The following is a 12,169-nucleotide window of genomic DNA, read 5'->3' as shown; positions in this document are numbered from 1 at the left end:
TATTACACCAATTTTTTTATACTAGCCGTAAACAAAGCCAAGAACAATGGCTATTAAAGAAAAGATCACGACTTGCCTTAATACAATGATATCTTCTTTCTGCATAGTAATACCCTTCTGTTTTTCTGATTCTTAAGATAGATTTTTAAAAAGGGTACCGCTCAGATGTAAGAAAAACATCATTTTATACTTTTTTACATAGTGATATAAATCATACCACTACACAAACAAGCAGCCTAAATATCTTTTTCTCTTTTTGCAAGGAACGCCAAGAGCACAAAACTGCCGATAACAACGCAAATCAGCGGAAAATCCGAAAGTTGGCGCAAGCCAAGCCTTAAAAGCCGAACCAGTTGCGAACTCGCAAAAGCGTAACCCACGCTGCAAAGAACAACAAATAACGCAAAGCGAACTACAAAAGGTAAGCTTTTTGTAATCCGTTTGAAATAATCGTTAATGTAAGAGCCGTAAAGAATAAGAAGCGTTGCCACCAACCCCACAGAAATAGAGGTCAGGTGGACACGCAAAAAACTTGCAAATTGGTGAATATAAGGCATCATTATAAAACCTCCATCAACTTATCCAGTTGCGATTCCACGCGCAAACGGTCCCCATCGTTCGTAATTGCACGAATCCGCTTGCCTGGGAACAGTTCCGGTGCGCAGGCGCCACGCTGATTTTCAATACGTCGAGTAGCATCATTCTCGCTAAGTCCACGAGCGACAAGGCGTTGCAATCGAACGCTTTCGGGTGCATCGACAATCCAGATTTCATCCAGCATTTCAACAAGCGATGGAGCGCGTGAAAAAAGCGCAGCCTCTACAAAACGGCACTTGTCCGCAGCATTCTCATTAGAAACGCCCACAGCATCCCCTGCGAAAAATTCTGCAACCGAGCGAGTCAAATACGGATAAACTATCTGTTCTAATTTTTCGCGAGCAGACGCATCCGCAAAAATGCGATCCGCAATCAGCGCACTATTCACACCTGTCGGCGTTAAACATGCTTCGCCAAAGAACGCTGCCATTTCTGCACGGAGTTCCGCACAATCCCTATAAAGTTCATGAACCTTGCGGTCGGCATCAAGCACCAGAAAATTACGAGCACGTAGCAAATTCCCTACAAAGGATTTGCCCGCACCAATAGAACCCGTAATTCCAATCTTTAGCATACCGCCCCCGCCTTTTGCACCAGCGCTAACGCCCTAGCGAAATCAGGCAAAGTCCAATCACCACGCCCAACATCGCAAAAAACTTCGTTTTGCTCTTGCGTTCCTTGAATATAAGAATTCCCGCCAAGAAACTGATGAACACACTCGAACGACGCAGCACTGTAATGATAGAAATCAACGCACTCGAATCGCTTACAGCTAAAAAATAACAACGATCCGCCACAATCAAAAGGACCGCCACCGCCAAGAAAGACCAACGGAACTGGAACGGAGTCGTTTTCTTACGAGTCGGGTACCATGTAAACATTGTCGTCAAGAACTGCACTACGCACATGTAAATGCTGAACCAAACCTGCACCGTCAAAGGTTCAAAGTTCATGCGTTGCAAAATCAACTTGTCATAAATTCCACTGCAAGCTGCAAGAATCGTCCCGAGGACCATCGCCACCACCCAGCCGTTGCTAAAGAAGTGCCCCATCTCCTTGCGCCCGGCAAGGCTAAGCCCGATATACGAACAAATGCAAACAGCAATACCAACCCATTGCATCACCTGCGGACGTTCGCCCAAGAATCCCACCGCAATCATGATTGTAAACAAAGGAGCAAGCGCACGAATCGTCGTCGAAATACTGAGAGGCATGTGGGCTATCGCGCTATACGTGAAAAGCCAACTTCCGCCGACAATCACCGACTTCACCATCAAAAACAGATGGTCATGCAAAGTCAGCGGCTCGCAATGTCCCGTCAAAAGCACCGGCAGCATCAGCAGCGCATAAAAAACGCTACAAAGCAACAGAACCGGTCGGACAGCGTTATCTTGAACAGATTTTTTCTTGGCTAAATCGTAAAAACCGAGAAATACAGCGGAGGCAAAAGCCAATAATAACCATGACATAGCGCGCCAAATTTAAAAATTGCATGCCAAACTTCAAAGGTTTTTCTAATTATTTAAACATAAAACAACCCAACAAGGAGAATTAAAATGGGTCTGAAAAACAAAGCAGCTTCACTCATTGAAGAATTCAAAGCATTCGCTTTCAAAGGCAACATCGTCGACATGGCCATCGGTATCATCATCGGTGCCGCCTTCGGTAAAATCGTCAACTCTTTCGTGAACGACATCGTAATGCCGCTCGTCACAGCAGTCATTGCAAAGTGCGGTGGCCAGAACGCCGGCGAAGGAATCAAGACCCTCGTTTACACAACCTCCGAAGGCATCGCCATTCCGTACGGCACGTTCATCGGTGAAGTCCTCAACTTCCTCATTGTCGCATTCGCCGTGTTCCTCATGATGAAGAAGTTCCTCGGCTTTATGCAGAACATGCGCAAGAAGAAAGCTGAAGAAGCAGCCGCAGCTCCGGCAGCACCTCCGGCACCGAGCGCCGAAGAAAAGCTCCTCACCGAAATTCGCGACCTCTTGAAGAATAAGTAGGCGGTAGGAAGTAGACAGAAGACAGAAATGCAATCGTAAAAGTCTTTGTTTACTGAGGGGGCAGTCGCCCCCTGATTGCAGCCTTGCTCTTGTGTCACCCTGAGCGAAGTGCAAAGCACGAAGTCGAACGGGTCCAGAGCAAGTCTTCCATCATCCTCTCTAGCGGGGCCACACCACCTAAAGGTGGCCATGCCCACATAAGTGCTAAAGCACTAAGTGGTCAAAGGCCGTAACGCCCCGATGCAAAAAACGCGCAACCCAGTTGCGCGTTTTTTTGTATTGTCATGCCCGCCTCCGAGCGGGCATCACCTTCTTGAAAGGAGATTCCCGCTTTCGCGGGAATGACATAAAGATTTAAATTTTCAACTCAAACATTGCATCCGCTTTAAACGGCAGATCTTCCGCCTGCGGCGTAGCAATCACCACCTGGCATTGTTTTTCGCGAATGAGCGATGCCACCGCATCACGGCGGTTTACGTCAAGCTCTGCAAAGATATCGTCCAACAGCAAAATCGGTTTTGTCAGGTAGCGCGAAGCCACATCTACCGCGGCAAAGCGCATGGCAACCGCAGCCGAGCGGCACTGCCCTTGCGATCCGACAGAACGCATCTCGTAACCCGAAGCGCAAAGAGCCAAATCATCACGATGCGGGCCAGCCATCGTCATGCCCTGCAAGCGTTCCACGAATTCCAAGTCCGCAAGCTTACGCGAAAACGCATTACGCAGCATTTCTTCACTAGGCGCATCATCTGAGCCATCGGCATCATCCTCGGCGACATTTCCAGAACATTCCGCGCATTCCCCGCAAGCAATTCCAACACCGCTTTCAGCAGCATTCTGCAATCCCGCATCAGCGCTCGTCGCATCCGCCGGGATTTCATCCATCATCTCGTCCGTCATTGAATCCGCAACATCAAGCGCATCTAGCGACTTGAGAATCGAACTCTTGTACGCACAAGTGATTTCATCCACACCGCCCGAAAGTTTGCGGTAATACCGCGTAATAATCTCGGAAACTTCTTTGGAGAGCATAATGCGCGCCGCCCAAAGTTTAGCGCCAAGATCAATCAGTTGTTGCGTCAAAACGCGGAACAAATCCTCGCCACCAACAGCAGCACCGTTTTGCTTAAACTCCTTGAGCCACTTATTACGTTGTTGCAACACGCGCTTATAGCGGCGCAACACTTGCGCATTTGCCGATGAACGGTAACAGAGAATTTCATCGAGCCAATGCCTGCGCACATCCGGCCCGCCGCGCAAAAGTTCAATATCCGAAGGCTGCATAATCACTGCCGGACATGTTCCAAAAAACGCTGTCGGAGACTTTAGCGATTCGCCGTTTTCACGCACTTCACTCCCTCGCGAGTGAACACGCAATGCGCGCGTTCTCGAACGACCTTCATCTTCAAACTCGCCACGCAAAATCAGTTCATTATTTTTCCACGTGATAAGTTCGCGCAAGTCTCGCGACCGGAACGAAAAGCCTTGAGCCAGCAAGTGAATCGATTCCAAAATCGTCGTCTTGCCGCAACCATTAGGCCCACAAATTACATTTATGCCAGCATCGAAGTTGCAGTCCATCGATTCCAGACTGCGCACCTTCGAAATGAACACCTTAGAAATCAAGGAAGGTATCCCCTCAAACCAAGGGTAAACGGAGTCCAGATACCCGCGCGAGTTTCGTAAAGGAACGCATAGTTCACTTCAATCGGATATTTCTTGCGGCCAATGTGGATATCGAACTTGTAACCGGCACCAAACATCCAGTCCAAATCATCCATACCCACGCGAAGTGTAGCATTTGGAATAATTTCACATTCAAAGCCTACGCGACCCGTCCAAACATGGAGCTGCGGGTCAAACGCCAAAAGCGTATCGGCCACCTGATAATCGATTGCTTCCATCCAGGCATAAACCGGTTTGCCCATAATTTGCGAACGATAACCAAGCCCAATTTGCAACACCTTCGGGCGCACGCCTTCTGTCGAGGCAAGCGAATTGTCCTTGCTCGGGTTTTTCGTCCATTTTGCAGACAAATTCTTACTGAAGCTTAAATTGCGGATTACCACGGACGAAGACCACTTGCGATTCCACTGGCGGAACCAGCTCAAATTGATGGTCACCGGACTGCGGAACGATTCTTCAACGCCATCGTAAAATTCGGCAATATCCAAATTATCGTAGCTCATCGAAAGTGAAAGGCCAAATGCATCCTGACGAGTTGCACGGAAAGCAAAGCCCAAGTAGAACATCGTAAAGAACGGTTCTGCCTCGCCCAAAGTCTGGTCATCATTATCAATAACCTTGAAATCCGTATCGCCGCGATAAAGCATCGCAAAGCCCACGCCCATGCGCTTTCCGACCTTACCTTCGACACCCAAGGAACCGCCCAAGCGGTCCAAGTCACGCTTTTCAAAATTTATCGTAAAGCCAAGATTTTCACGGAAGCCAAGCAATGCCGGGTTCCAGTAAGCACCTGGCATCGATGCCGTATCGGCAGAGCCCGTGTTACCACGACCCATTTCACGGACGCCAGCGCCCATACGTTCGACAAAACCATCAAAACCGCCAAGTTCAGACTTCTTTGTAAATGGCCCAGCAAATGCAGAAGACGCCAACGAACAAACGGCCAAAGCAGCAACTACAAGATTCTTCATTTTAATCATCTGAAGTTACCTCCAAGCGTCATCACCTTGCCCCAGCCAATATGACCATGGTTATCCTTTACCCTGACGTAGTAAACACCCATCGTACAATCCTTGCCGTGATCGTCACGACCATCCCAAAAATCTTCTTTCGGGTTCGAGCTTCTTGAAGGGTCCGCATTGCGCACCGCGTCTTTCACAATCGTACGCACCTTGCGCATATCGTAACTGAACACTTCAATCGTCACTTTAGATTCGCGGCCTACTTTGTACGAAACCAGCGATACATCGCTGTCACCGTCACCCGGAGCAATCACCGAAGGCACCATGCGAACAGAGCCCAAGTTATTGTCCAGCTTTGCGCGATTCAAAATGACACTCCAAGTTTTTCCAGAATCCGCCGAGACCGAGACACCATTACCTTCAGTCGCAATCGCAAGCCCCACGCGGTTTTTCGAAAGCGGGAACGTACACATCGACATAATCGTCATCTTGCGGTCGGTCGCTCCCGTTTCGTATCCGTACAGCCATTGATTTTTGCCATCATCATCCTGTTCCCAAGCATGCGCACCAAGCGAATCCAGCTTGAGGAACCCGCTAATCATTCTACTGCCAACGGCACGGACAAGCACAAAAGCGGTCTTTCCGATAAACGCAACATCGCCTACGGTGTAATCCGATTCATCATAGATATCTTTCTTTTGCACCTTGCCTGCGGTATCCAAGAAATCCACCTTTGAAAAATCTTTTGCCTTTTCGCCATACAGGCGCCAAAGCCCGCCATTGATGTTGTCATCCTTTTTAAAGTTTGTCTCGGCAATAATCTGGAGCGGTTCACCACCCATCCAAAGGCCCGTCACACGGGACGATTTCAACGATTCCGAAACGTTCTTTAAACCGCTCGAAGACTTGACCCAAACGCCCTGAGCCGTTGCAAGCCAAAGATCGCCCGTCTTGGGGTGCAGACGCACATCGAAAATTTCAGGATTCTTTTTCAAATCCAGTTCAGAATCTTTCTTGAATTCCTCAAGTTCACCCGACGTTGCATTCAGGACAAACGTCGTATCTTTTGCACCGTTTTTTCCGGACATGTCGTGAACCATCACGCCCAAGGCACCACGAGCAATCCACAAACGCTGCTTCGTTGAATCGTATGCAAAGCCACTCATCGCGTACTGCATCGGCTTTTCCAGAGCATCCGCTGCAGACGGGACATCGACCGGATATTCAACAATATTTCTCAAGTCGCGTATAGAGAAATAACCTGCCGGTTGCAAGTAGCGGTCTTCATTGTTCATCGCAACCATCGGGAGCAAAAGACCAAGCTTTGAGCCCGCATACACCGCAGGAATACGCCTGCGCTCGGCAAGATCATCTTCGAAAATTCCATCCTGCACGGCAGTCAATGTATCCGAGACCTTTTCCTGCTGCGGTTTTTCAGTTACAATAGAACCTTTATCCGAAACAGTAAAATTCAAAAGCGTTACACCGCTATAAGAATTGTCACGCGAAAAAGCCCACAACTTTCCATATTCGCCTGCCGGGGCAACCGCATACACATAGTTGCTGAACAGCGTTTCGCCCGCCAAGGCGTTCCCGCACAAGGCGCCCCCGACAAAGAGACTCGCGACGACTGATTTCATTTTGCCCAATTTCACGATTACCTCATATCGATTTCGTCAACACCTGCAACAGGCTTGTACTTGAAATCATCATTAGAAATTTTCTTGACCACCTTCATGTCCAGAATGCCATACCACGTGGCATTACCCGACGGGTCTTCCGTAAAAAGTCTCACCGGCGAATAATCCGTTTTCGATAGCCAAACTTCCATCTTGGTAAACTGCCCCGCATACTTTGCAGGGTCGAGTTTTAGCACCCAAAGCTTTTTTCCGGCAAATTCGCCTTCGCTCATTTCGAGCGCCTTGCAGTTCAGATATTTGAACAACAGTTCCGACGGATGGAGCGAACTCGACAAGTCTTCCACAGCCTTTATAAGAACTTGCTTTTGTTCAACATTCCACTGCCAAAGGCTTTCGCCATCGCTGTAAAACTTGATTCCCAGAAGGTCAAGCTTGAACTTGTCCCCTTCGGCGACAACAAGCGTTCCCGATTGCGTATTCACATCCGGGGAATCCACTTGAAACATCTGCGCCCTAAAATTGAGGCTCCAGGCCTTGCCCGACTTGAACCAAGCCTTGGACTTGTCTAAAACCTGGTCCGCGGTCAACGCAAAAACACCTTGCACTAAGGCAAGCGACAAAAGAACAAAAAAACGGGGGGAGAATTTCATATCCACCTCTTTTAAAGACGCTACTAAATTTACAAAACTGAAGCCACTAAGACGAAGCATAACCGTATTTTTGAGCTTCAAGGAACAAAACATTGGTTTCAAATCAAAGATATTTCTATCTTTTGCACGTAAAATTCAAACAAATCTTTTTTTGGAAGGATTGTATGCGTAAACTCATTTTGCCGATTGCCCTTGCCGCTACCGGTTTTGCCATGGCCGCCGACATCGAAATCCACGGTAATGTCGATTTTGACTTCGCTAGCTACTTCAACAGGGATTTTGACCCCACTAACGCCGCAAACCAGGACATCGACTTGTCTGTGACGGCAAACCTCGACGAAAACGTTTCCGTTACCGTTTTCACAAACACCAAGAGCAATATCACAAACGGCGAAGGCGCTGCTGAAATCCGTCACGGTCTCGCCCGCTCTACGGCAATCACAAGCGACAATGATCGCTACACCGCTTTCAACTTTGATGGAGTCGAACTCCGCTGGAAGCCTTTCCAAGACGTAAGCCTTGTATTCGGTGACTTGACCTACAACGCAGGTACATTCAATTACTATTTCTGGCGTGACCCGAGCCGCTATGCAGCAATCTCTCGCGACCAGAGCCTCCGCGGTTTCGGTGTTGAAGTCGGCAACAACAAGTTTGGCGACGGTAAGTTCTACATTGGCGCCACCGATGACAGCAAGGCAGCAATTGCCGTGTTCGGTACCTACGCCCTTAAGCTCTTGAACCGCCCGGACGAACACTTGACCATCACCCCGAGCGTGGACTGGGTATTCGGTTCCGAAGTCGGTCGTGGCTACACCTACTTCTTCGGTACAGAACTCGACTACTCCAAGAGCCTCGAAACCCTCAACTATAGCGTCTATGCCGCTTATGGCATCCACCCGTACAAGGGCGAAGCCGTTCACTCCTTCCTTGTGGAGCCGAGCTTGAACTACAGCATCTTCAACTTGGGCCTCAACTACTTCTATGCTATCGTTAACAAAGGCGAAGGCTACACCGCTGCACCGCAAATCTTTACCGAAGATCAAATGCTCTTCGCCATCGAACCGAGCTTCAACATCACGAAGAAGTTCTCCTTGGGCGTAAGCTTTGAATACCACGATCCGGATTCCGAAATCAGCAAGGACGAATTCGAATTCCTCGGCATGAACTTCTACCTCTACCCGACGATAAACACGAACGTTACCTTCTGGTTCGGCTACAACTTCAGCAAGAACAAGAACCCGGTCGTCGGCAAGACGAAGTTTGCTCTCGGTATGAGCGCACACGCCGATTTCTAATCAGTGGTTAGTCAATAGTCATTGGTTATTGGTCAATAGCTATTAGACGATTGTAATTAGTACCCCGGCAATGCGGCCGGGGATTTTTTTATTGTATGGATCCCCTCCCTTCGGTCGAGGATGACAAGAAAGACATAACAGTTTTTTTTGCAACTGTCATGCCGGCCGGAGCCTGCCCCGGACATGTTCCGGGGTGCCGGCATCACCTTCTCAGATAACCAACAACCTATCACTGCACAAAAAAAAGAGACCCGCCGCGCATCCGCGGCGAGCCCTTAAAAGTTCTTTAATTCCGTTACGAATTAGTGACCGAGGTACTTACGACCAATGCCGTACTGGTCCTTGTATTCGATGTAGTCCGGAACAAAGCCGCCCGGGAAGGAGAAGCTTACGTTCACAGAGCACTGGAATTCGTTCATCAACTTGCCCTTGCCTTTGAACTTCTTCTGCTTCTTTTCAATCTTTTCGTCACCCTTCTTGCCCACGAGAACTTCAGCTTCGCACCAGCCCGTATTGCCCTTGGCAGAGACTTCCTTGCCTTCGGTAGAAACAAGCTTGATGAGGGACGGATCAAGTTCCGTGTTGTTACCCGTAGAAGCCCAGAACTGGAGTTCGCCAGAGAGGGAGTTCTTGGTAATCTTGATTGTCGGCATGGCCATCACGTAGCCCCACTTGTCCACGCGCTGCTTACCGCTCAAGTCCGGAACGTTTTCGCCGAAGATGAGGAAGTAACCACGAGTGGCCTTGCGGCTCTTGTTCAAAGCAGCCTTGACCTGTTCGTTATTCGGAGCCATTTCAGCCATGCGGAGGAGCAAGTATTCGCTCACGACCGGATCTTCTTCAGAAGTAGCTTCCTGCAAATTACGAGCAACATAAAGCTTTTCGGTTTCTTCGCGGATGCTCTTGATGGCAGATTCTGCAATGTGGCGGGTCTTGGCGACAGATTCTGCAGAGTCGATCTTTGCAAATGCATTGATGATCGTTGCGTAGTCTACGCCTTCCTGTGCAGCCTGGCGCTTACCGATTTCACCGAGCGTCTTGACATATTCTTCGACAGTAGCGTCTTCCTTGACCTTGCCGATATTCGATGCAGCCTTTTCAAAATAGTTGTTGATGAGGTCGCTGCTCAAATCCTTCTTGGCTTCCATATCACCGGCACGTACGAGAGCGAGGGTGAAATTGTCAAAGAATTCATCGGACATTTTGCCCTTCTTCTTAGCCTCAAGATAGGAGTTGATTGCATTGCGGAAACGGCCTTCCTTAAGGTGTTCGTCGCCGCGCTTTTCGTTCGTACCCTTACAGCCAGTCATCGTCAAGGCGACGGCGGTAGCCAAAGCAGCAATGAAAATTTTCTTCATTTTGTATCCTTCAGATGAAGTTTTTAACAGAAAATATTGAAAAGGACTCTTTATCAGGTTAAAAAATGAAATTCACCCTTTCAGTTGAAATTTAAATAAATAAATTTATACATACCTATTTTTATAGGTAAATTTTTATTTGGAGTGTATAAAAAGCAATGAATATACTCGTCGTAACTCCAGAAGCGGGGAACTGGAAGGTACCAAGTCCACTCGCGACCGCAGTGAACTGCATGACATCCGCATTCGCCAATGCCGGATCTCAAGTTGTCACCTGTTCGCCGTTCTACAAAGATCATATTATAGACTCCGACAAGTATCATTGTGTTTTTAAAGGCGTCGAGGCGTTGCAGAACAAGCCGTTCGAAGTATGGCGTTCCGACGAAGACCCGCTCCATACCTATATATATAATGAAGAATATTTCGGGCGCCCCTATGTTTATGGTCCGCCGCACTCCCTCCCCTACAGCGACAACCACCTGAGATTTGCCATGTTCGCCTCGGCAGTGCTCACGTACTGCGCACAAAGCGACATCCAGTTCCAAGCCATCCTCGGTCACGAATGGGGCGGAGCACTCGTCGGCGCTCTCTGCCATACCGTCTATCAAGAGGCATTCCACAACATCCCGTTTTTCTTCAACATCCATAACATTACCTACGACTTCCATGTGCAGCCCAGCGAAATCGAAAAAATCGGTCTCCCGCGCAAGGACTTCAACATGGACGGCTACGAATTCTGGGGCAAGGTCAGTCTCCTCAAGGCTGGCGTTCTGTACGCCAACAAAGTGCTGTTCCCGTCGTCGGGCTACCGCGACGCCATGCTTAACACGAACCTCCCCGGTGGGCTCAGCGGGTTCCTCAACCGCAACAAAGACAAACTCCTCGGTATCCAGTTCGGCGTGAACTACAAGTTCTGGGACTTTAACGACGAAGCAAAGCTCCCCATCAAAGAAGCAAAGCGCAGAGCGAAAGCGAGCCTCGGGCGCCAGTTCGGCATGGATCTTTCGAACAAACTGATTATCTACAGCCACATGGACATGGAATCGGGCAATGCCTCCGAGACGCTTGCGACAATCCTTTCGGACATCGCAAAGCAGAATGCCCTTATTATCGTGGGCATTTCGCCGGAACACCCCGAATGGAACTACTACCAAGAAGTTTCGCACCAGTACAGCAACTACGTCCGCGTCCTCCAGTTCGACTCCGAAGAAGCGAACAACAGAGAAAAATTGCGCGACACGCTCGCCGCTTCTGACATTTTATTCGCAGCGAACCTGCAGGAGCCGTCCGCCTCGATTATCCTCAAGGCCATGGCCGCCGGTACGCTCCCGCTCACCGGAATAAACGTTGGCATAGCAAGCATGCTCACCGACTACACCCTCGAGACCGCCGGCGAAGCAAACGCATTCCTCGTTGACGACGCAAACGCACCGCACCAGATGTTACGTCGTATAAAAGACGCCATCAATGTGTACAACACGGAAGTCGCCGATTGGGACAAATGCGTAGTGAACGCCTACAGCGGGTTCCATTACGAATGGGCGAAGACAATTTCAAAATATTTACTAACTTTGGGTGAGTTGGGGCTTTAGCTCAATCGGTTAGAGCAGCGGACTATCAACCCAGCCCCGAAAAATTTTCAGAAAGTACTCCATTGGAAGCCCGAAGGCAAAAGCCTCCGGGCCTTTTTCATCAGTAAAATCAAGGCTTCCGGCGCGATTTGGACTGTCTGTCGCGGTTCTCCGTCGCTTGTAATGGTTTTTCCCGAAAGACGGGAGAAACCGCCAAAAATCGGGTATGATGTGAGACATTTGTGAGCTTTTTGTGAGCCGACTTTTAGGCAAATTTTAGTAGATTTGTTTGTATGAAAAGCTACAGCATATCGCAGCGGTACAAGTACCGCGGCAACCTTACATGGTACGGGAGAATCGCGGAGGATGGCGAGTTCTCCTACATCAGTCTTAAAACCAAGCGC

General features: G+C 48.9%; 11 protein-coding genes. 3 read left to right on the top strand and 8 right to left on the bottom strand.

All coding sequences use genetic code 11. The features are described 5' to 3' along the window. Positions 1–236: 236 nt before the first annotated feature. Genes BUQ91_RS00480 through BUQ91_RS00470 form a run of 3 tightly spaced genes read right to left on the bottom strand, consistent with a single transcriptional unit; the run spans position 237 to position 2,066 of the window. The gene (locus BUQ91_RS00480; protein WP_074207745.1) at positions 237–560 is read right to left on the bottom strand and encodes a DUF3392 family protein; all 324 of its coding nucleotides are present in this window, start codon (positions 558–560) and stop codon (positions 237–239) included. Then, the gene (coaE, locus tag BUQ91_RS00475; protein WP_074207744.1) at positions 560–1,171 is read right to left on the bottom strand and encodes a dephospho-CoA kinase; all 612 of its coding nucleotides are present in this window, start codon (positions 1,169–1,171) and stop codon (positions 560–562) included. The genes BUQ91_RS00480 and coaE overlap by 1 nt, the downstream gene beginning before the upstream one ends. A 25-nt stretch (positions 1,172–1,196) precedes the next feature. Next, a complete protein-coding gene (locus BUQ91_RS00470) occupies positions 1,197–2,066 on the bottom strand; it encodes a DMT family transporter (RefSeq protein ID WP_074207743.1) in 870 nt (289 codons plus the stop codon). A gap of 87 nt (positions 2,067–2,153) precedes the next feature. Here BUQ91_RS00470 and mscL point away from each other — a divergent pair, with 87 nt between their 5' ends. Next, complete coding sequence (gene mscL / locus BUQ91_RS00465; protein WP_074207742.1) at positions 2,154–2,603, top strand: large-conductance mechanosensitive channel protein MscL; 450 nt, start codon at positions 2,154–2,156, stop codon at positions 2,601–2,603. A gap of 354 nt (positions 2,604–2,957) precedes the next feature. Here the strand turns inward: mscL and BUQ91_RS00460 are convergent, their stop codons facing one another. Genes BUQ91_RS00460 through BUQ91_RS00445 form a run of 4 tightly spaced genes read right to left on the bottom strand, consistent with a single transcriptional unit; the run spans position 2,958 to position 7,541 of the window. After that, entirely contained in the window at positions 2,958–4,229 is a 1,272-nt protein-coding gene (locus BUQ91_RS00460) for a DNA replication/repair protein RecF (protein WP_074207741.1), read from the bottom strand. Further along, complete coding sequence (locus BUQ91_RS00455; protein WP_074207740.1) at positions 4,226–5,269, bottom strand: PorV/PorQ family protein; 1,044 nt, start codon at positions 5,267–5,269, stop codon at positions 4,226–4,228. Before BUQ91_RS00455 ends, BUQ91_RS00460 begins: the two co-directional genes overlap by 4 nt. Beyond that, entirely contained in the window at positions 5,266–6,891 is a 1,626-nt protein-coding gene (locus tag BUQ91_RS00450) for a hypothetical protein (RefSeq protein WP_254842184.1), read from the bottom strand. Before BUQ91_RS00450 ends, BUQ91_RS00455 begins: the two co-directional genes overlap by 4 nt. A gap of 17 nt (positions 6,892–6,908) precedes the next feature. Further along, on the bottom strand, positions 6,909–7,541 hold the full coding sequence (locus tag BUQ91_RS00445; protein ID WP_074207738.1) for a LolA family protein: 633 nt from the start codon (positions 7,539–7,541) through the stop codon (positions 6,909–6,911). A 164-nt stretch (positions 7,542–7,705) separates the two neighbouring features. Here BUQ91_RS00445 and BUQ91_RS00440 point away from each other — a divergent pair, with 164 nt between their 5' ends. Beyond that, on the top strand, positions 7,706–8,836 hold the full coding sequence (locus BUQ91_RS00440) for a hypothetical protein (RefSeq protein ID WP_072830254.1): 1,131 nt from the start codon (positions 7,706–7,708) through the stop codon (positions 8,834–8,836). Between the two features lie 302 nt (positions 8,837–9,138). On the opposite strand, the gene BUQ91_RS00435 is transcribed toward BUQ91_RS00440, so the two are convergent. Beyond that, entirely contained in the window at positions 9,139–10,194 is a 1,056-nt protein-coding gene (locus tag BUQ91_RS00435) for a hypothetical protein (protein WP_074207737.1), read from the bottom strand. A 158-nt stretch (positions 10,195–10,352) separates the two neighbouring features. Here BUQ91_RS00435 and BUQ91_RS00430 point away from each other — a divergent pair, with 158 nt between their 5' ends. Next, complete coding sequence (locus BUQ91_RS00430) at positions 10,353–11,786, top strand: glycogen synthase (RefSeq protein WP_074207736.1); 1,434 nt, start codon at positions 10,353–10,355, stop codon at positions 11,784–11,786. Positions 11,787–12,169 lie beyond the last annotated feature (383 nt).

Origin of the sequence: Fibrobacter sp. UWB11, assembly GCF_900143015.1 — a bacterium.
Classification (GTDB): domain Bacteria; phylum Fibrobacterota; class Fibrobacteria; order Fibrobacterales; family Fibrobacteraceae; genus Fibrobacter.
Note: the sequence above shows the minus strand (reverse complement) of the source record. Positions and strands in the feature narration are given on the sequence as shown.

Excerpts from the sequence above, each read along its gene's own strand:
- BUQ91_RS00435 (WP_074207737.1), bottom strand. The coding sequence starts at position 10,194 with ATGAAGAAAATTTTCATTGCTGCTTTGGCTACCGCCGTCGCCTTGACG.
- BUQ91_RS00455 (WP_074207740.1), bottom strand. The coding sequence starts at position 5,269 with ATGATTAAAATGAAGAATCTTGTAGTTGCTGCTTTGGCCGTTTGTTCG.
- BUQ91_RS00430 (WP_074207736.1), top strand. The coding sequence starts at position 10,353 with ATGAATATACTCGTCGTAACTCCAGAAGCGGGGAACTGGAAGGTACCA.
- coaE (WP_074207744.1), bottom strand. The coding sequence starts at position 1,171 with ATGCTAAAGATTGGAATTACGGGTTCTATTGGTGCGGGCAAATCCTTT.
- BUQ91_RS00480 (WP_074207745.1), bottom strand. The coding sequence starts at position 560 with ATGATGCCTTATATTCACCAATTTGCAAGTTTTTTGCGTGTCCACCTG.
- BUQ91_RS00450 (WP_254842184.1), bottom strand. The coding sequence starts at position 6,891 with ATGAAATCAGTCGTCGCGAGTCTCTTTGTCGGGGGCGCCTTGTGCGGG.
- mscL (WP_074207742.1), top strand. The coding sequence starts at position 2,154 with ATGGGTCTGAAAAACAAAGCAGCTTCACTCATTGAAGAATTCAAAGCA.
- BUQ91_RS00445 (WP_074207738.1), bottom strand. The coding sequence starts at position 7,541 with ATGAAATTCTCCCCCCGTTTTTTTGTTCTTTTGTCGCTTGCCTTAGTG.
- BUQ91_RS00440 (WP_072830254.1), top strand. The coding sequence starts at position 7,706 with ATGCGTAAACTCATTTTGCCGATTGCCCTTGCCGCTACCGGTTTTGCC.
- BUQ91_RS00470 (WP_074207743.1), bottom strand. The coding sequence starts at position 2,066 with ATGTCATGGTTATTATTGGCTTTTGCCTCCGCTGTATTTCTCGGTTTT.